15 protein-coding genes are annotated in these 18098 nt (G+C 60.5%); 9 read left to right on the top strand and 6 right to left on the bottom strand.

Going from position 1 to position 18098, the window contains the following annotated elements:
• Window positions 1-122 precede the first annotated feature (122 nt).
• Window positions 123-1247 (top strand): DUF6268 family outer membrane beta-barrel protein, encoded by a 1125-nt coding sequence (locus J4E00_RS15060; RefSeq protein ID WP_208175998.1) that lies wholly within the window; start codon window positions 123-125, stop codon window positions 1245-1247.
• A gap of 92 nt (window positions 1248-1339) precedes the next feature.
• Here J4E00_RS15060 and ppk1 read toward each other — a convergent pair whose 3' ends face one another.
• Both ppk1 and J4E00_RS15050 read right to left on the bottom strand, forming a co-directional pair.
• A complete protein-coding gene (gene ppk1 / locus J4E00_RS15055; RefSeq protein WP_208175997.1) occupies window positions 1340-3403 on the bottom strand; it encodes a polyphosphate kinase 1 in 2064 nt (687 codons plus the stop codon).
• A 105-nt stretch (window positions 3404-3508) separates the two neighbouring features.
• Window positions 3509-4003, bottom strand: a complete 495-nt coding sequence (locus tag J4E00_RS15050; protein WP_208175996.1) for a SixA phosphatase family protein — start codon at window positions 4001-4003, stop codon at window positions 3509-3511.
• Window positions 4004-4165: 162 nt separating this feature from the next.
• Here J4E00_RS15050 and tssD point away from each other — a divergent pair, with 162 nt between their 5' ends.
• The 4 genes from tssD to J4E00_RS15030 all read left to right on the top strand — a co-directional run bounded on the left by tssD (window position 4166) and on the right by J4E00_RS15030 (window position 6715).
• Window positions 4166-4765, top strand: a complete 600-nt coding sequence (gene tssD / locus J4E00_RS15045; RefSeq protein WP_208175995.1) for a type VI secretion system tube protein TssD — start codon at window positions 4166-4168, stop codon at window positions 4763-4765.
• Window positions 4766-5080: 315 nt separating this feature from the next.
• Window positions 5081-5455 (top strand): HEAT repeat domain-containing protein, encoded by a 375-nt coding sequence (locus J4E00_RS15040; RefSeq protein ID WP_208175994.1) that lies wholly within the window; start codon window positions 5081-5083, stop codon window positions 5453-5455.
• Window positions 5456-5534: 79 nt separating this feature from the next.
• Window positions 5535-6101: a hypothetical protein gene (locus tag J4E00_RS15035; RefSeq protein ID WP_208175993.1), complete on the top strand. Its 567-nt coding sequence runs from the start codon at window positions 5535-5537 to the stop codon at window positions 6099-6101.
• Window positions 6102-6142: 41 nt separating this feature from the next.
• Window positions 6143-6715 carry a hypothetical protein gene (locus J4E00_RS15030; RefSeq protein WP_208175992.1) on the top strand — a complete coding sequence of 191 codons (573 nt, stop codon included), beginning with the start codon at window positions 6143-6145 and terminating at the stop codon, window positions 6713-6715.
• A 94-nt stretch (window positions 6716-6809) separates the two neighbouring features.
• On the opposite strand, the gene J4E00_RS15025 is transcribed toward J4E00_RS15030, so the two are convergent.
• On the bottom strand, window positions 6810-7328 hold the full coding sequence (locus J4E00_RS15025; protein ID WP_208175991.1) for a hypothetical protein: 519 nt from the start codon (window positions 7326-7328) through the stop codon (window positions 6810-6812).
• 305 nt (window positions 7329-7633) lie between these two features.
• Between J4E00_RS15025 and J4E00_RS30035 the strand changes: the two genes are divergently transcribed.
• The 4 genes from J4E00_RS30035 (at window position 7634) to J4E00_RS15005 (ending at window position 11229) form a co-directional block, all read left to right on the top strand.
• Complete coding sequence (locus tag J4E00_RS30035; RefSeq protein WP_208175990.1) at window positions 7634-8548, top strand: HNH endonuclease; 915 nt, start codon at window positions 7634-7636, stop codon at window positions 8546-8548.
• Between the two features lie 124 nt (window positions 8549-8672).
• The gene (locus J4E00_RS15015; protein WP_208175989.1) at window positions 8673-9518 is read left to right on the top strand and encodes an alpha/beta hydrolase family protein; all 846 of its coding nucleotides are present in this window, start codon (window positions 8673-8675) and stop codon (window positions 9516-9518) included.
• 614 nt (window positions 9519-10132) lie between these two features.
• On the top strand, window positions 10133-10732 hold the full coding sequence (locus J4E00_RS15010) for a hypothetical protein (RefSeq protein WP_208175988.1): 600 nt from the start codon (window positions 10133-10135) through the stop codon (window positions 10730-10732).
• 83 nt (window positions 10733-10815) lie between these two features.
• Complete coding sequence (locus J4E00_RS15005) at window positions 10816-11229, top strand: hypothetical protein (protein WP_208175987.1); 414 nt, start codon at window positions 10816-10818, stop codon at window positions 11227-11229.
• A 323-nt stretch (window positions 11230-11552) separates the two neighbouring features.
• Here J4E00_RS15005 and J4E00_RS15000 read toward each other — a convergent pair whose 3' ends face one another.
• From J4E00_RS15000 to J4E00_RS14990, 3 genes are all read right to left on the bottom strand, one after another.
• Window positions 11553-14057: a T9SS type A sorting domain-containing protein gene (locus J4E00_RS15000; protein ID WP_208175986.1), complete on the bottom strand. Its 2505-nt coding sequence runs from the start codon at window positions 14055-14057 to the stop codon at window positions 11553-11555.
• Window positions 14058-14675: 618 nt separating this feature from the next.
• Window positions 14676-16451 carry a GEVED domain-containing protein gene (locus J4E00_RS14995; protein WP_208175985.1) on the bottom strand — a complete coding sequence of 592 codons (1776 nt, stop codon included), beginning with the start codon at window positions 16449-16451 and terminating at the stop codon, window positions 14676-14678.
• A 286-nt stretch (window positions 16452-16737) separates the two neighbouring features.
• A complete protein-coding gene (locus tag J4E00_RS14990) occupies window positions 16738-18036 on the bottom strand; it encodes a M43 family zinc metalloprotease (RefSeq protein ID WP_208175984.1) in 1299 nt (432 codons plus the stop codon).
• Between the last annotated feature and the right edge of the window lie 62 nt (window positions 18037-18098).

Here is an 18098-nt window from a genome sequence, read left to right as displayed (position 1 = left end):
CTTTTTTGTGCGGATATCGCCGGTTTTCTTCATCATTTTCTCATTTGATAACTTCTGCAATCAGCCGTAGTGGGCATTTTCGCGTAAGGGAGCAAACTGGTCTATAAAGGGCTGTTTTGACTATGCGTTACTCGTTAATCGTTCGGATTGGACTGCTGGGGGCTGTGATTACTGGTGCCGCTGCTGAAGCGTCGGCGCAGGTGCAGGAGCGAGTATATCCGCCCGCCGCCCCTAACGCCGCCGATACCACTGCCCGCGATAAGCAGCAGTTTGCCAATCCCTCGGTGCTGGGCATGGGCCCAAGCAAGGGCCTGATTGTGCGCTACGAGCGGATGCCCCGGTTTGGGGTATCGTCGTCGGCGCAGGTGCAGGGGTTGAACGATTTCAACACCGATGCTACAAAGAATGCTCGTCTGTCCATCAAGGGCTACATCCCGGCCTGGAACCACCCGCACCTCAAGGTCATTGTGGGGCTGAGCTACGAGCGGGAGGAATTCCAGTTCGACAAGCTGCCGACTTCCTACGAGCTGTACGACAACATTGAAAACAAGGGCCTGAAAAGCACCGCGGCTCAGATTGCCATCATACGGCCCGTCGACGATGTGCACTGGTACCTGGCCCGCGTGAAAGGTGAGTTGAGCGGCGACTACACATCGAGCCAACTGAGCCGCTCCGACTATTCCCGCTTCTCGGCCGAAGCCATTTATGGGTGGAAGCGCAGCCCGAATTTCTCCTGGGGCGTGGGCTTTCAGTACGGCTACACGTTCGGGCGGCTGAGCATTTACCCGGCGGTGATTTACAACCGCACCTTCAATTCCCACTGGGGCATTGAGGCGCTGGCGCCGGCCCGCATCACCGCCCGCTACAACGTGAACGAGAGCTCCATCCTCTACGCGGGCTACACCGTGGACGGCTACAACTACATCGTGCACCTGAGCCGCGACCCGCTGGAGCGCCGCAACAGCGACGGTTCCGTCGACCGCAGCAAAGCCCCGCTCAATACCCTGGAGCTACGCGAAACCGAGGTAAAATTCCGCTTACGCTGGGAGCGCGAAATATTCAGCTTCCTATGGCTGGGTGCTGAAGGCGGCTACCGCTACAACTACGCCTTCGACGCCTTTGACCGGACCAATGCTGACCGCGAGAAAATCATCGACTCCAAGTTCAACGGCGCACCTTATGCCAGCTTGGAGCTATTCATCACGCCGCCCCGCAAGCTACTAGAGAAATCCGGCGTACGCCGGTAAGAATGAGTACCCCGAATGTTCAATCCGGCCGCTTGAACGATGGTTATGCATCTCGTTCAAGCGGCCGAATTGGAAATTCGGGGTACCCGTTCTTACGTCTTCACTTGGCGCCGCTTCAGGCCTTTGAGCCACTTGTAAGTGGCCTCCTGCGCTTGCAAGGGCTTCTCTCCCTCTGCGGCGGGGACGAACGTATTTCCGAAGTCACGAGCCTTCACGTTGTCCTGCCGCTGGAAGTCGAGCAGTTGGCGCACTTCGGCGCGGAGGGATTCGTCGAGGATGGGGAAGGCTACTTCCACGCGGCGGTCGAGGTTGCGGGTCATCCAGTCGGCGGAGGAAACGTAGACTTGCTCCGCGCCGCCGTGGGCGAAGACGTACACCCGGCTGTGCTCCAGAAACCGGTCAACGATGCCGCGCTGGTGGATGTTGTCGCTCAGGCCCGGCTCGCCTGGCACGAGGCGGCCGATGCCGCGCACGATGAGTTCGACGCGCACGCCGGCCCGGCTGGCGTCGTAGAGCTTGCAAATCATGCCCTCGTCCTCCACAGCATTTACCTTGAGGATGATGTAGGCCTGCTTGCCTTTTTTGGCTTGTTTGATTTCGTAGTCAATCAGGGCGTTGAGGCCGGGGCGCAGGCCAAAGGGTGCTACCAGCAGCTGCTTAAGCTCGGGCACTACGGTTTGGTCGCGCAGGTAGCCGAACACGGCGGCGGCTTCTTTGGTCAGTTCCTCATTGGCCGTAAATAAGCCGTGGTCGGTGTAGAGGTCAGCGGTGCTTTCGTTGAAGTTACCGGTGCTGAAGTAGGCGTACTGGCGGGTGGTTTCATCGACTTCGCGGCGAGCAATGAGCAGGAGCTTGCTGTGCACCTTCAGCTCGGGCGGAGTGAAAATGACATGGGCACCGGCGCGCTTCAGCTTGTCGGCCCAAAAGAGGTTGGACTCTTCGTCGAAACGCGCTTTCAGCTCCATCACCACCGTCACCTGCTTGCCGTGCTTGGCGGCTTTTATCAGGTTTTTCACCACAGCGCTTTTGCTGGCCACGCGGTAGAGCGTGATGCTGATGCTGGACACGCGGGCATCGGTGGCGGCCTCGCGCAACAGGCGGGTCACGTAGTCGAAGCTCTGGTACGGGAGGTGCAGCAGGTGGTCGCGTTGCCCGATGGCGGCCAGCAGGCTGCCCGTGCGCGGCAGCGTGGGGTGTGCCAGAGCCGGCCGGGGCGGATAGTGAAACGCGGGCTCATCGAAGCTTGGGAAGCCAAAGAAGTCGCGGAAGTTGTGGTAGCGGCTGCCTTCCACCAGTTCCTCGTCGGTGATGCCGGTTTTCTGCTTGATGGCCCGCAGCACCTCCTTGGGCATTTCGGGGTCATAGAGCAGGCGGGCAGGGAAGCCGGTGGCGCGCTTGGCCAGGCTGCTGCGAATTTTCTCCATCAGGTCACCGGACACTTCTTCTTCGATGTCTAGTTCGGCATCGCGCGAGAGCTTGATGGCGTTGACGGCAACCTGCTTATACGCCGGAAACAGCTCGGCCGCGCCCACCCGAATTACGTCGTCCAGAAACAGCACGTAGCGCTCCTCGCCCTCGTCGGGCAGGCGCACGAAGCGGCCGCCGTGGCGCTTGGTGGGCAGCTCCATCACCATCACGCGTTCGGCTTCCAGCTTGGGTTTTTGGGCTTTGGGCTTGGTGAGGAAGAAGGTGAGGTACACCGCCTGGTCCTTCAGGAAGAGGTGGTGCAGCGTCTCATCGAGCACTACGGGCGAGAGCAGGTTCAGGACCTTGTCGCGGAAGTACTGGGCGGTCCACTCGCGCTGCTTATGCGTCAGCTCGGCCTCGCTCAGCAGGTGAATGTGCTGCTCATTCAACGCGGGGAGTAATTGCTGCCGGAAGGTCTGGCCAAATTCCTCCTGCTGCCGGGCTACTTCGGCCAGCACCTCCTTCAGCAGGCGCTTGGGGCTTTCGCCGAGCTTGGCGCGGGTCTTTTTCTTGAGCTTCACCAGCCGCCGCAGCGTGGCCACCCGCACCTTGAAAAACTCGTCGAGGTTGCTGCTGAAAATAGCCAGGAACTTGAGGCGCTCCAGCAGCGGCACGGTGTCGCTCTGGGCCTCTTGCAGCACGCGGGCATTGAAACGCAGCCAGCTCAGGTCGCGGGAGAGGGTCTTCAAATGGAGTTGGGTTGGTGAAACGTGCCTTTAACGGAAACAGAAAGCAGAACGGTCGTGCTTCGCTGCGCTCTGCATGACCGTTCTGTTAAATCTAAAAAAAGGCTCTTAACTCACATTGCGCGGGTAGTCGTAGAAATAGAACTCGGCGTTTGCCTTGCTCACGTCGGCCCAGTGCTCGCACTCGAAGCGCAGGCAGACCACGGCGGCCGTGGGCATCTCGTTGATGCTAGACGGCGACAGCTCATTGGCCGTTTCGGTGATGGTGGGATTGTGGCCCACCAGCAGCACCGCATCGGCAGCGTCGGGCAGGTCCTTGATGATGGCGAGCAGGTCGTCGGCATCGGCGCCGTAAATGCCGGACTCAACCGCAATTTTATCGTGGGGATACTGCATTTCGCGGGCCACCAGCACAGCGGTGCTCATGGCGCGCACGGCGGGCGAGCTCACGATGAGGTCGGGGCAGATGCGGCGCTTGGCCAGGGCCTGGCCCATGGCGGGGGCATCGTCGCGGCCGCGGTCATTGAGCGGGCGCTCCTGGTCGCTGAGCTCGTCGAAGCTCCAGCTGGATTTGGCGTGGCGAAGGAGATAGAGCGTTTTCATAACGGCGAAGCTAACGGGGTTTTGCTTACCGGGGGCATTAGGAAAAGGTTATGGCAGCAGTGGCGGGCCGCCAAAAAGGCGGACGGGGCGATAGGAACTCATCTGTTTAGGGTCTATGACACTAGCTTTATTACGCCTTCTCATCCACTCTTCCAGTAACCAATGGCTTCCTTCTCGGCCGAACTGTGTATTGTCGGCTACGCTTTTCCCGTGCTGAACTGCACTTTTGGCCTCAAGCAGGCCACCTACCAGCGCGGGCTGGTCGACACCAAGGTGCGCTATGAGCTGGTGGAACTCATGCTGTCGGTTCCCGACAACGATGTCCTGCTTGCCTGGGCCAACGACCCGCACAAGCACCAAGCGGCCACCGTCGTGTTTCTTGACGCCAATGGTGGACAAGCCATCGAAACGCTGCAGTTGGCTGCTGCCATCGCCGTGGCCTACGCCGAAACATTCCACCACGGCGATGGCACCCACGGGGCCTATGTGTGCGCGCTAACCCTGTCCGACCCCATGGGCTGGACGATTCAGGCCGGGGGGCCGGTCACGGCCTTTGCGGCACCGGCGGCGCGGGAGCATGGGCTGCCGAGCGTTATCCTGCCAAAGGAATCAACGAGGGGGTTAGTGTCCCGACCGCTCATGAAGAATGAGGCTGACCCAATTCATGATTTGTTTGGACCGGGACGGTTGTCTCATTCAGCAGAATCGGCGGAGACTTTAGGCCAGCTGCAAAAAGTAAGGAGTAGAAATAATTCATCGTAAAGGGGTTATGGCGTATGGCCCTTCCCCAGCCAGTGGAAGCCCCGGCCAGTTACTATTGGATGAGAATGCCTCTATTGGAGCCCTGCGGCACGAAGCACGGCACTACGCCGATGACAAATCACTTGGTTTCCCAGGGGCGATGAAATATTTTCAAGACCCTGGCTTGAGGTGGCAACCGGAATACAATGCCTATATGGAAGAAGTAAAAATTGCACGACAGGTACGCCGGTTCGATATAGGCCATGATTTGGTGGATAATGCTCGGAACGAAAGACAGTACCTAATTGACAATTTTAACCTAGACCAGTAACTGTAATGGAAACGAACCAGCATATCTTCCCAGTGCTTCCTCAATATGAGCACCTCAACCTGGATGAATTAGTAGATTGCCTCAACCACAAGTCGCCGCAAGTACGCGCTGGTGCTCTGGCGGCCTTGGGAAACAGCCATTGGGAGCAGGGTTTGGCACCTATTGTAAAAGCCATCAAAGACGCTGAGAACAGAAATACTCCGTGGTTTGGATTCGTTACGGTTTCGTGGGTAGGCGTGGTTGCGCTGCTAAAAACCGGAGACCCGACCGCACAGAAGCTGGCGCGGGAAATAGTGCAGGAATGGGGTATTGAAGAGCGAGCGCACCTTATCAGTTGGTTGAAAGGTTTTCCTGCTTACGCGCAGGCGTTGGCTTCCTGAAACTGTTTTTCTCTCCACGAAGCTGTTCAGAAAGTCTAAAATGAGATTAAACTCTCTGAACAGCTTCACAATAAGATGCATGATTGCTCCGGCGCCAATTATCAGGACCGACTGCCTGCTGGTAGTCACGGTCACTCAGCTACCCGATGCACTGCAGCTGCGCTATGAGGTAACGAATACATCCGGCCAGCCGCTTTACCTGTTCAACAAGTTGGCACGGGCGGGCGGCGCGAGTGTGTTCGACACGGACCCCAATGCGGCCAATATTATTCTTAGCCCCGAGCGTGTGACGGTCAGCAAAACCCTGGTACCGGTCCCTGACGACAAGGAAGTAGAGCGGCCCTACGTGCCTTGCCTGAGCCGCCTGCTACCCAACGAAAAACTGGCGGAGCATATGCTGTTGGCTACCCCGCTTTCCCCGTTTACATGGTACGCAAGCCGCCCCATGCGGACGGCCCCAGTCCATCGCGCCCTCTTCTTTGAAATGGGCTATGTCGTAGCTTCGGCTGAAGTTGAGCGGTATATTCAGCCACTTAGCACGCCCTATGGGCAAGTATATACGGCGAGTTGGTTTCCGCTGGAGCTGCAGGAAACCATTCTCAGCGGGCCGCTGCTCCCGGAAGCCCTGGTATTCTCGGCCCGCTGATTTGTCTGCTGCAAGGCAAACCGGCTTTTCCTTCCCTTGCCATGCTGCCATCCTCCGAACAGTCAGCCTCCGCGCCCATCACCGTAGCGGTTCAGGTCCTGCCGGGCTCGTCGGCACGACTACGCCTGCGCTATCAGGTGCGCAATGATTCTGCTGACGTCCTGTTCCTCGTCAATCAGTTCTGGACGAATATCCTGGCGGACGGCCACTTCGAAACCATGCCGAACTTGGTGAACGTGCAGCTACTAGCCGACCGCGTCGTGGTGGGTAAGGCCGTGGTGCCCGTACCCGACGACACCGAGGTGGAGCGGCACTATACTCCGTGCCTGACCCGCGTGGCTCCGCACAATTACTACGAAGAGACGGTGGACCTGCCTCTCCCGCTTAGCCCTTTCACCTGGTACCGGGGCCGCCCCATGCGAAGCAGCCCCGTGGTGCTGCCGCTCTATTTCGAGCTGGGCTATGTGGCCGTTAGTTCCGAAAAGGACGCACTGGTGCCCCCCGTAGCCACTACGCACGGCCCGGCGCACCATTTGGATATAGAGCCCGAAAACCAGTCTTTGATTCGCGTGGGGCCCATATTGCCCGAAATAGCCGTTTTCTCGGCGCGTTAAGCCGCTGGTTATGCATGCCCCACGATGACTGTGCTGTCTGCGGAGGCCCTTTTTCTCCTACTCCTGACGGCCAAGGCTTGCTAATTAGCAGCGCTTACGCACGATGCGCGGTGAGCTGACGCATCGAATCCCGCGCAGCCTCGCGCTGCGGGCCCGGCGGAAAATGCCGGCGCAGCACCAGCCCGCCAGCCAGGAAAACGGCTGCGGCCGGCCCCAGCGTGACCCACCAAAAATAAGCCACCGGAAAAAGTCGGTAGGTGCTTTCCACTACCAACGCCGCGTAGAGGCCCGTTACCGACGCGCCCATGCCCAGATAGTGCCACTGCCGCCACGCGGCCAGCACCGGCCGGCACAGCACCGCCCCCGTGCCGACGCCCAGCGCCAGGGTGCTGCCCACCGCTCCCCAGTGCACCACTCCAAACCGGCCAAAGAGGAAATACATGCGAAAGGCCGTGAGCAGCACCATGGCCATGCTGCCCACATACACCCGGCCGAGGCGCCGGTGTTGCCCCGTGGCCTTGGGCCCCAATACAATGGCAGTACCGGCCATCAGGGCCAGCGCTACGGCCAACAAATGCACCATGCTGGTAGAAGAATGTAGAAAAACAGGCATAGCGTCGTTAGTGGGAGCCCCGGTCTACTTACACGCGACACTGTGCTGTGGCAAAGCGCTTGAAAGTAGTGGCTGGATGATGTGGAAACACTCATCTACGGCCCGTTTGGAGTACTGTTTGGGCAAATAGTGACTAATGCCCGCGGGTGGAAAGGCAAAAAGGCCGGCGTGCCTTTTCGCCTTTCCTTAGCCCAACACTGCCACCCCTACTTCAAAGCAATGCACTAGGAGCCGCTTTGGGAGGCGGGGCGGCGAGTTACCTTTCTATCCTCCCCACCTACCTCCGCCGCTTTCAGAAGCTCCGCGTGGCCAGCCGCCGCCAGCACGGGGAAGCGCCCTACAAGTCCGCCCTGCTGATGGCCGTGCTCGAAGGCATTGCCGACGGCTCCATTCAGGGCAACCGCATTGAAATCACGCCCGAGCTTATTGCGGCCTTCAAAGCTATTTGCACCGACTTGGGCACCTCGGCGCTGTTCACGGCGGCCAACTTCGCCCTGCCCTTCTACCACCTGCGCTCCGATGGCTTCTGGCACCTGCACACCTGGCCCGGCCTCGAAATCCTGCTCACCCGCTCGGGCTCCATCCGCAGCTTCCGCCACCTGCGCGACGTGGTGGCCTACGCCGCCCTCGATGCCGACCTCTGGCTGCTGCTGCAAGACTCCACCCAGCGGGCGGCCTTCACCCAGGCGCTACTCACGCGCTACTTTGCCCAGACGCAGGGCCGCTACCGGGCCCGGGCCGGCCAGGACGCCCTAGCCGGCATCCGCCGCCAGATGCTGGAAGAGCCCGCCGCCCTCTACCGCACCCATTTTGCCGCCACCGATGAGCTCGACCTTACGGTGCGCAGCGGCGTGTTTAAACGCGTGGTGCTCGAAGCCTACGACTACACCTGCGCCGTGTCGGGCCTCAAGCTGCTCAGCACCCGCAGCAGCCCCGTGCCCCTGCTCGACGCCTGCCACATCGTGCCCTGGGCCGTGAGCCACGACGACACCCTGCCCAACGGCCTCGCCCTGTGCCCCAACCTGCACCGCGCCTTCGACCGCCACCTGTTCTGGATTGATGCCGACTACCGCGTGCGCCTGGCCAACGACTTCGGCGAGTTCAGCGGCGGCGACTACGGCGTGCGCCGCTTCGAGGGACAGGAACTGCGGCTACCCCAGCGGCCGGAGTGGTGGCCGGGGCGGGAGAATCTGGCTACCCAGCAACAGCGAGCAACTTAGAGCGGTACTGAAATCAGTGGCTAGTAGCGCGGACTTTCAGTTCGCGTTTCTGCACCGCTTGGCAGTCTTTCTGAGACGCGAACTGAAAGTTCGCGCTACGGCCTCTTGTCCCGTTATTTACGCTATGCGAAACTACCGAAACCTCCGGGCAGCCTGCGCGGCGCTGGTTGCCCTACTCACCCTGGCCGGCTGCCAGCCCCAGGCCGAAACCACCGGCACTGCCGCTACCGCTACCGGCCCAGGCCAGTGGGTGGGCACTGGCGGGCAGCGCCTATGGGCCCAGGTATACCGCAGCCCGCAGCTCAGCGCCCATCCCACGCTGCTGCTCGTGCTGCACGGCGATGCCCCCTTCAACAAGCCCGACTACCAATACACCGTGGCCCGGCAGGTAGCCCAGGCCAACCCCGACGTAGTGGCCGTGGCCCTGCTGCGCCCCGGCTACACCGACCCCGCCGGACACCAGTCGGCCGGCGAGCGCGGCGAAACCACCGGCGACAACTACACCCCTGCCGTTATCGACGCCATCGCGGCGGCCCTCGACACGCTCAAGCGCCGCTACCATGCCGGGCGCGTGGTGGTGGCCGGGCACTCCGGTGGGGCCGCCATCACCGCCGACCTGCTCGGACGCCACCCCGGCGCGGCCGATGCGGCGCTGCTGGCTTCCTGCCCCTGCAACGTGGCCGCCTGGCGCATCCACATGAAGCGCCACACGGGCGGCGGGGCCATCTGGGACCAGCCCGTGGCCAGCGTATCGCCGGAGCAGGTGGTGGCCCGCATTCCGGCCCGCACGCGGGTGGCTTTGCTCGTGGGCACCGCCGATTCCATCGCCCCGCCCGCGCTAACCCAGGAGTACTACCGCCGGCTGCAGCAGCAAGGCATCCCGGCCACCCTGCACGAGCTGCCGGGGCTCGGCCACGAGATTTTCCTGGGTAAGACTGTTCAGCAGGAAATTAAAGTTCTGCTGCACTGAGGCAAGGGAAACCAAGTTCAGCGGCGGCCCGAATGATGGCAGGCGCGGGGAACCTAGCCGCCTAGCAACAGAAGTAGTCAACTTAAACTAGTTGCGAAACGACTGCCTGCCCAACTATTTCCAACACGCGAAACTACCGAAGCCCCGTGGCGGTCAGCGCCGCATTTCTGGCCCTGCTCGCTGGATATTTCAATTTTTGTGGGTGGCTCAAGCTTCGGTCGTGGCCAACCCTTAGCGCGCGGGTTTGGGAGCGGAAGGGCCGTCGGGGCTGAACGAGTCGCGGAATATCTTCCAGCCAGCCGGTATCTTTTTCAAGAGCACTAGGTATTTGCCGCTGCCCAGCAGGGTTTGGTGGCCGTTGCGCAATTCAAACCGCCCCTGCCAGTGGCATACTCGCCGCTGCCCCACACCCCTTCGGTGGTGAAGAGCCCCTCGCGAATGCCCATCTGCCGGTAGGCAGTGTCCCCCTCAAAAGGCAGGCCGTGCCCTAACCTGCACCGCGCCTTCGTCCGCCTCACCCCTACTCTGTTACCCGATTTCCAAAAAATAAAACTCATGTAACCGCCGTTGTTACAAGCCTCCGGATTTTCCCGAGCGATGTAACAACCAGACTTATGCCCCGCGCCTTGCCTTCTAACTCCCTGGCGGCGGCCGTGCGGGCGCATTTCGGTCTGACGCAGGCGGAGCTGGGGCGCTACCTGGGCGTGGCGCGCGAGCAGGTGGCCTTCGTGGAAGCGGGCAAACGCTCGTTTGCGCTGGGAGCGGAGCGGCGACTGCGGCAGCTGGTGCTGCTGTTGCCGCCCGAAGGGGAATCTGTGCCACCTGCTACCCCAGCGGCTGAAGTGACGAAGCCCCTGACTGCCACCGAGCTGCTGGCCCTGCGCAAGCGCCTGCGCCGCTGCCGGCATGAGGCCACCCAGCTGCGCTACCAGCTGGAAACCGAAGCTGACCGCACCCAGGCCCAGACGCGCCGCCAGCGCAGCCTGGCGCACTTGCGGGCGGGCCTGCTGCCGGCTACCGGCGCGCTCACGGCCGAGGAAGAGCGGGCCCGCGACTGGCTTGCACGGTTGGCTCCTACCCCGGTGCACCCGCCCCTGTTGGCTGGGGCGCAGGGCTTGCTGGTGGCCCGCCTGCAAGGGCTCACGGCCGAAGCCAATGCACTGGAAGAACAGCTAGCTGTCAACAGTGGAAAACTTACTGAAAATCAGAGATAAATAAGAGTAGTCATGCAATTTGCAGGGGTACTTACCGTTCAGCTGCTGAATCTCATTTTTTCACCTAAACCATTTAACCTACTATGGCTTACTCTGTGAATTTACTGACCACGCCGGCCGACTGCGACGCCGTCCTGACCATTGCGCAAGCGGAGCTCCGCAACCTGAACCACCGCGCCGATAACCTCGACTTCACCCGCGAGAACTCGACCGACGGCGCGACGGAAATGCAAGCCGAGCTGGCTAGCCTGACGGCCGAAATTGGGGCACTGAACACCATCATCCCCACGCTGGCGGCGGGCACCAAAGCCCGCAAAACCAACGAGGTGAACCTGCGCCGCGCCACCAATCGCCAGGCCGACCTCAACGACCGTCAGGAATCGCGGGGGCCAGCAGCCCTGCTCATCCGCGAGTTGGATTTGGCCCAGGTGCAGGTCCAGATTACCGAAACGAACGCCTTCATAGCGGCCGTCACAGCTCACAAGGCAACGCTGTAGCAGCAAAACCACGCAGCACGCGGGTGGAGGAGGCCTCCCCCTCATCCGCCTTCAGCCTGACGTTCTGAATTATTCCCAAAAAAGAAGCCCCAGCCAGTTGGCCGGGGCTTCTTTGCGTTGAAAGCATAGCTCAGAAAGGTGTAAGGCAGGAAAATTTATTGGCGCACCACTGCGCGAGCGGGTAGCCAACGGCTGCAAACCTACCACCGCTACGCGGCTACTCCACCTCCATGAGTGCCAAGCTGAACAAAAAAGAGGCCCCGGCCAAGGACCGAGGCTTCTCCACGATTGAAAGAAATAGCTCAGAAAGGCGGTAGGAAAGGTTATTGGAGCACGACTTTGCGGGTGAGCACTTCGCTGCCGGCCTGCACGCGCAGGGTGTAGAGGCCCGCGGCCAGCTTGCCGGTGCCCAGGGTCTGCTCGCCAGCGGCCAACGGCTGGCGCTGCACCACCTGCCCCAGCGCATTGACCAGTTCCACCGTGCCGGCGCCCAGCGGACGCGCCACTTGCAGCGTGAGTTGGCCCGTGGCGCTCGGGTTGGGGAACACGCTCAGGGCCGTGCTGTTGGCCTGGGCAGTGCGGCCCAGCACCAGACCAGTAGCCGCGATGGTGAAAGTGCCACCGGTATCGGAGCTGCCGTAACCGCTCACGGCCACGTAATAGCGCGTGCCCGCCGTCAGGCCCATTACGCTTACAGTGCCCACGGCGGTGTTATTGGCCCCGCTGCCGGCGCAGAACACCTGCGTAAACGGGCCGCTGGCGCAGTTCGGCGTGCTGAACACCCGCACCATGCCGGCCGCGTTGCCGGTCAGGGTGAGGCTGGTGCTGGGGCCGCTGGGCGTGAAAGTAAACCACACGTCTTTCGGCAGCGAGGCCGGCGAGCAGGCCGGCGTGATAATAGTGGGCTGCAATGTGGTGCTGGCCCCGCTGTTGGAGCCTGTGAGGGGTCCGCTGCTCAGAGCAATGGCCGTGCAGGGCTCGTCGTTGTCGGGTGTGGGCTGGGTGAAGGTCGTGGTCAGGGTGTTGTTGGTGGCGTTGCCATCGGGCTGCCCGTTGGGCAGGCTGGCTGTCACGCTCAGTGTATTGGAGCCGCTGGGTACCACCACGCCCTGCGCGAAGGTGAGTTGCTGGGTGGCACCGGCGGCCAGCGTGAGGCCCGCGAAGGTTTGCGGGGCCGTGGGGGTGCCGCCGTTCAGGGTGTAGCTAAGGGTTACGCTGGTGAGGGTGGCCGTGCCCCCGTTGCGGATAGTCACCCGCACGGGGTTCGCGCCGGGTACGGCGGGCGTAGCGGGCGCGTCGATGCTCACCAGGGCCACGTCGTTGGCCACGGGTGTAAACTCGTAGGCGCCCAGGTCGGGCGGGCTGACGCGCAACACGTTGTTGATGTCGCGCGGTACGCGTACGATGGTAGCCACGGTACCAGCGCCGTTGAGGGCTACGTTGCCGGGCTCCAGGTTGGTGACGCTCGCGAAGCGGGGGTCGGCCGCAATGCTGTTCTGGTCGAAGGCACTGGCATTGGCCCCGCGCCAGTCGGTGAGGGTAGCGTAGTTCGTGGTCCCGTAGCGGCCGGTGAAGAAGTTGGTGCCGGTGCTCACAGACAGGTCGTTGTAGTTCGAAGTAATGGTGGAAGTCGTCGTCACGAAGTACAGGGCAAAGCGGTTGCCTGTGCCGCCGCGCGTCACGCTCACCACGTTGTTGCGGAAATCGAGGCCCGCAGCCTGTGTGGTCTGGTAAAAGCCGTAGCTGAGGGTTGTGGCCGCGCTGGCCGTGTTGTCCAGCGACACCGTGTTATGATAATAGCGCGCAAAGTCTGAGCCCGTGTTGTAGATGCCATACTCAGTGCCCGCGCCGTTGAAGTTGTAGATAACGTTGTTCACCACATCGTTCTCGTTGCCGGCCGTAGCATCATCAGCCGAGAAGTAGATGCCGTAGGCAATGCTGGTGCTGGCCGGGTTGCCCGTAAAATTGTCGTGAATGCGGTTGCGCTCAATGGCGGTGCCCACGCTGCCAATCAGGTACACGCCGTAGAAAGTAGTTACCGTGCTGCGGTTGGTGCGATGGATGTTGTTGGCCACCAGACGGGCGCCTGCGGTGCTTTCCACGTCCAGCCCGTAGAGGTAGAAGTCCTTCAGTTCGTTGCCTGTTATGCGCACGCCGCTGGTACGGGCCGTGGTGCTGGTACCGGTCAGAATCAGGCCGTAGTAGCCGCCGCTGATGACGTTGTTCTCGATGCGCAGCGTGTTGGCATCGCCGGCCGTGGCGGCCGAGGTCACGCTGCCGCTGGCGGCAATGCCGGCATTGGCCGTGCTTGAGGTGGCCGTGGCGGGGCCCATCACCACGCAGTTGGCCACCCGGTTGTTGTTGGCCGAGCCAATGAAATGCACCCCGATGCCATAGGTAGCGCCGGCCGAGGCGTCAATGGTCAGGTTTTGCAGCGTCACGTAGTCCGTGCCATTTAGTTGCACGGCCGCCGGCTGGCTCACAATTCCGCTGTAGCTGAGCGTTTGCTTGCTGGCCCCGCCATCTACCACAATGGTATCGGTAGCACTGACACCCGCCACACTGTTCAGCACAAACTGCTCAGCGTATGGCCCGTTCAGCACATTGAAGCGCACCGAGGCCGAAATACCGGCAGTGTTCAGGGCCGTAGCAGCGGCCGAAAAGCTAGCGAAGTTGGTGCCCGCAGTCGGCAGGTTTTTGTTGATGGTATAAGTTCCGGCCAGTTGTGCGAAAGCGGCCGGGCCGGCGAGTAGCAACAGCAGCGTCAGCAGCCAGGAAGTGGTAATCTTTCTGTCAGAAAAGACTTTTGGAAGAGTACATGTATTCATAAGCAAAAAGGAGAAAAATGGATGTGCAAAGCGAGTAGCTAAGCAAGGAATTTTACAAAATCTCACCAAACCACCATTCCTATTTACTCATTATTTAACAAACAATTAATTAATAGTCATTTTAATGCCATTTTAATAATATCCCCACACTCCTATGCTTCCGCATCATTTTCAATTAACCCCACCGGTAAATTTAATTCTTGTGAGTTTTTGATGAATTTTATAATAGATAGGCAACGACTACAAAATTTGGTTGTTGCCGGAAAAAGCCGCTTTGCTTTCTTTTAGATACCGCTTCTATACCTCTTACCAATGGCGGAGTGCTAAAACGGTATTGCCCTATCCCCGGGGTTTGCATGTCGAACTGGCACGAGAGCTTTCCCACAGTGCGCGCAGTGGTAAAGCTCTGGCTCGCAGTGCTCATCAGACACTTTTCACACGGTAAGCGACGGCAATAGCGCCACGTTTCATCTCAGGCGCAAAGCCCCCCCGGCCAGCGGAACTCAACCTGCTACCGGCAAGGAAAGCACTCCGAACCAACCAGCATAACAATAAAAAGCCCTGACTGAGTAGTCAGGGCCTTTCTTAATCAACATACGCTCGAAAGCGCCTGTGGCTTTATTGCTTCACAAAGCGCTGGTGCGTGGTCGAAACGCCGTCTTTCACGGTCAGCACGTAGATGCCGGATTGCAGGCCCGATACATTCAACTGCCCATCGGTGAAGGACAGCCCTTTTACTTCGCTGCCGCGCAGGTCAAACACGCGCACGGTGAACGGCTGCTCGGGGTCGGCGCTCAGCGGACGGGCAATGCTTAGCACGTCGGTGGCCGGGTTCGGGTACAGGGTGTACTGGTCGAGGGCCCCGTTGGCATTGCTGGTGCGGGCGGTAGCAGCACTGGTACGGGCCGTGCCGCCGGTGATGTTGAGGGTGTAGTCCTCCGTTTCGCCGTAGCTGTAGGTGCCACAGCTGGCGGTGCTGCTGTTATCACTCAGCACCACGCGCGCACGGGTAATGCCGTTTTTGGCCGTGGCAGGCACCGTGAAAGTTGCAGTGCGAACGGCGGCGCTGGTGCTGCCAGCCGCCGATACCACCGTTTCACCGGCATCGGTGAACACGCCGTTCTGGTTGTAATCGATGTATACTTTCACGTACTCCGTGTAAGCCGAGCCGGTGAAGCCGGTCGAGAAGCTGATGGTCTGCGACGAGCCGGCAGCCACCGTGGTGCTCAGTGCCGTGCCATTGTAGTAGCCCCCGTCGGCGCCCGAAGTCCGGCTGATGCTGCCAAGCTGCACCAGGTCGAGGTACTCATACGCTACGCTGTTGCCCTTGCTGGCGCAGTAGGTGATGGTGGTGGGTGGCGTGGTGGTGCCGCCGGGAGCTACGCCACCCTGCGAGGTGAGCAGGCCCACGCGGGCACCGCCGGTAGCAAATAGCGCATTCATGCGCGAGCTTTGGCCGGTCGAGAACATGTACATGGCAGCATCGTCCACATAGTCCATGTAGTTCATGAACATGTCGCCATTCGGGCCGTTGGAGCAGGACACCTGCGGGAAGGTGGGCTTGCCGTAGTTTTCATCGGCTTGGTTGGGCGTATCGGCTACGTTATCGGTGCCGGTGCAAGCCGTACCATCATCGCCCCAGATGTGGTTCAGGTTTAGCCAGTGGCCTACTTCGTGGCTGGCAGTACGGCCCAGGTTGTAGGGCGACGTCACGGTGCCGGTGCGGCCGAAGTACACGGGCGAAATCACCACCCCATCGGTAGCCGTTGCGCCGCCGGGAAACTGGGCGTAGCCCAGAATTCCACCCCCGATGGTGCCTACCCACAGGTTGAGGTACTTGGTCGCGTCCCAGGCATCGAGGCCGCCGGTGCTCGCTTTCTTGATTTTGTCGGCAGTGCCCCAGGTAGTAGTGCTGCTGCTTTTGCGCTCAATGCCGGTGGTGGCTACGCCGGCCGGCGTGCGCTTGGCCAGCGTGAACTGAATGCCCACATCGGCCACCAGGCCAGCAAACACACTTGGCACCTTGCTCACATCGCTGTTTAGCTTGTGATAATCCTCGTTCAGCACGTCAATCTGCGACTGAATCTGGGCATCCGAAATGTTTTCGGACGTCGTGCTGTAGAGCACGTGCACCACTACCGGAATGGTAACAGTAATGGCCGAAGTGCGCTGCGCCGTACCAGCTTGCTGCGCCACCTGCTTGGCAGCAAACTGCATGGCCTGACTATTGATGGCTGCCATGCGCTGAGCCATGCCGGGGTCGGCGACCAGTTGCTGCTTGAGTACTTCAACCGAGGCGCAGGTACGCCGGGCGGGTGCCTGGGCGTGGGTAGAGAAAGAGGTGAGCGCCAACCCTGCAAAGCCGAGCGCTGCTACGTAAACATTTGTCTTCATGTAAAACGGTTTTTGTTGGAAAAATGGGACTTGGATTAGCAATCTATTAAAAATATTGCTGAATTATCAACACAATTATGGCATTGCATTCAAAATCCATGTCGCTTATTGCAATTCATATAACCTTTTGACACAAACCCAGAAAAATCATCTGTTCTTCATTGACAGGCAACTTGTTCCGCATCAAAAAGGGCTGCCCAATCGGACAGCCCTTATTTGGTAATAACTAACCACAACGCCCTGCTCGGTAGGGCAAGGCGTTGACTGGTCAGGCAAGCTGGTTGAGCTATTGTTTTTCGAAGTGCTGCCGAGTTGTTTCGGTGCCGTTACCGATGGAGATGTAGTACAAGCCTTTGGGCAGGCTACCTACCTGCACCTGGCCGGTGCCGTCGTAGCGCACGCTGTTCATTTCGTGGCCGGTCAGGTCATACACGTGCACATTGTACTGGGCTGCTTTCGCGTTGGCGGGCAGGTCCAGGGTGAGCACGTCGGTGGCGGGGTTCGGATAAAACGAAGCCGAAGAGGTAACAACAGCGCGCGGCGCAGTGCCACCCAGCGATGTGGTGATGGCTGCCCGGGGGCCACCGGCGGCAAATACGGCATTCATGCGGGTGCTCTGACCGGCCGAGAACATGTACATGCACCGGTCGTCGGTGTAGTCCATATAGTTCATGCTCATGTCGCCGGAGTTGGAGCACGACACGTGCGGGAAGGCGGGGCAGCCGTAGTTCTCAGCGCCCTGGTTAGGCGTATCGGCCACCAGGTCCGAGCCGGTGCAGGCGCCGTTGTCGTCGCCCCAGATGTGGCGCAGGTTCAGCCAGTGGCCCACTTCGTGGGTGGCGGTGCGGCCCAGGTCGTAGGTAGTGGTGTAGGTGCCGGCAGCGTACTTGGCGCGGCTACCAAAAGCCGAGTACAGAATCACGACGCCATCGGTAGCCGTGGGGCCACCGGGAAATTGGGCGTAGCCCAGCAGGCCCTGGCCCAGGTTGCAGGCCCACAGATTGAGGTATTTGGTGGCATCCCACGGGTCGTCGCCGCCACGCTTGGACTTCTTCACGGCGTCGTCGGTGCGCCAGGAAGTCGTTTTGGTAGCCTTGTGGATGATGCCGATGGTAGCGGCCCCGCTGGGGTCGCGCTTGGCCAGCACAAACTGCACGTTGACGTCGGCAGCCAGGCCAGCGTAGATGCTGGGCGTGTTGCCGGCGTCGGCGTTCAGCTTGCGGTAGTCCTCATTCAGCACGGCAATCTGCGACTGCACCTGGGCATCTGAAATGTTCTGGGCGGCCGTGCTGTAGAGCACGTGCACCACCACCGGAATGATGATGGTGCCGGCCGTGGTACGCTGCAAGCCCGGGTTGGCCAGCATGCGCTGGGTATGGGCTTCGATGGCCGCCATGCGCTGGGCCTGAGCAGGGTCGGCAGCCAACTGGGCACTCAATACCTCCATCGTGCCGCAAGCCCGGCGCGTGATAACGGGCGTGGTTTCAGCCTTTGCATCCAGCGAAGCGCGGCTCTGAAAATCCTGCGCTAAAACAGGCGCGGCACTAGCAAGTAGCGCCAGCGCGGAAAAGTAAAATTTGTTCATGTAGCCGTTTGGTAATAGAGTGGGGATTGATAAAACAAAGCATTAACAGACACAATGTATTG

The sequence above is a fragment of the Hymenobacter negativus genome, assembly GCF_017571495.1.
GTDB lineage: Bacteria > Bacteroidota > Bacteroidia > Cytophagales > Hymenobacteraceae > Hymenobacter > Hymenobacter negativus.
This window is presented reverse-complemented; position numbering and strand designations above follow the sequence as displayed.

Coding starts and splice junctions, on each gene's coding strand:
- J4E00_RS15060 (WP_208175998.1), top strand. CDS start 123: ATGCGTTACTCGTTAATCGTTCGGATTGGACTGCTGGGGGCTGTGATT.
- J4E00_RS15000 (WP_208175986.1), bottom strand. CDS start 14,057: ATGAATACATGTACTCTTCCAAAAGTCTTTTCTGACAGAAAGATTACC.
- J4E00_RS15025 (WP_208175991.1), bottom strand. CDS start 7,328: ATGCCTGTTTTTCTACATTCTTCTACCAGCATGGTGCATTTGTTGGCC.
- J4E00_RS15050 (WP_208175996.1), bottom strand. CDS start 4,003: ATGAAAACGCTCTATCTCCTTCGCCACGCCAAATCCAGCTGGAGCTTC.
- J4E00_RS14990 (WP_208175984.1), bottom strand. CDS start 18,036: ATGAACAAATTTTACTTTTCCGCGCTGGCGCTACTTGCTAGTGCCGCG.
- J4E00_RS14995 (WP_208175985.1), bottom strand. CDS start 16,451: ATGAAGACAAATGTTTACGTAGCAGCGCTCGGCTTTGCAGGGTTGGCG.
- J4E00_RS15005 (WP_208175987.1), top strand. CDS start 10,816: ATGGCTTACTCTGTGAATTTACTGACCACGCCGGCCGACTGCGACGCC.
- J4E00_RS15015 (WP_208175989.1), top strand. CDS start 8,673: ATGCGAAACTACCGAAACCTCCGGGCAGCCTGCGCGGCGCTGGTTGCC.
- J4E00_RS15030 (WP_208175992.1), top strand. CDS start 6,143: ATGCTGCCATCCTCCGAACAGTCAGCCTCCGCGCCCATCACCGTAGCG.
- J4E00_RS15040 (WP_208175994.1), top strand. CDS start 5,081: ATGGAAACGAACCAGCATATCTTCCCAGTGCTTCCTCAATATGAGCAC.
- J4E00_RS15035 (WP_208175993.1), top strand. CDS start 5,535: ATGATTGCTCCGGCGCCAATTATCAGGACCGACTGCCTGCTGGTAGTC.
- J4E00_RS15010 (WP_208175988.1), top strand. CDS start 10,133: ATGCCCCGCGCCTTGCCTTCTAACTCCCTGGCGGCGGCCGTGCGGGCG.
- tssD (WP_208175995.1), top strand. CDS start 4,166: ATGGCTTCCTTCTCGGCCGAACTGTGTATTGTCGGCTACGCTTTTCCC.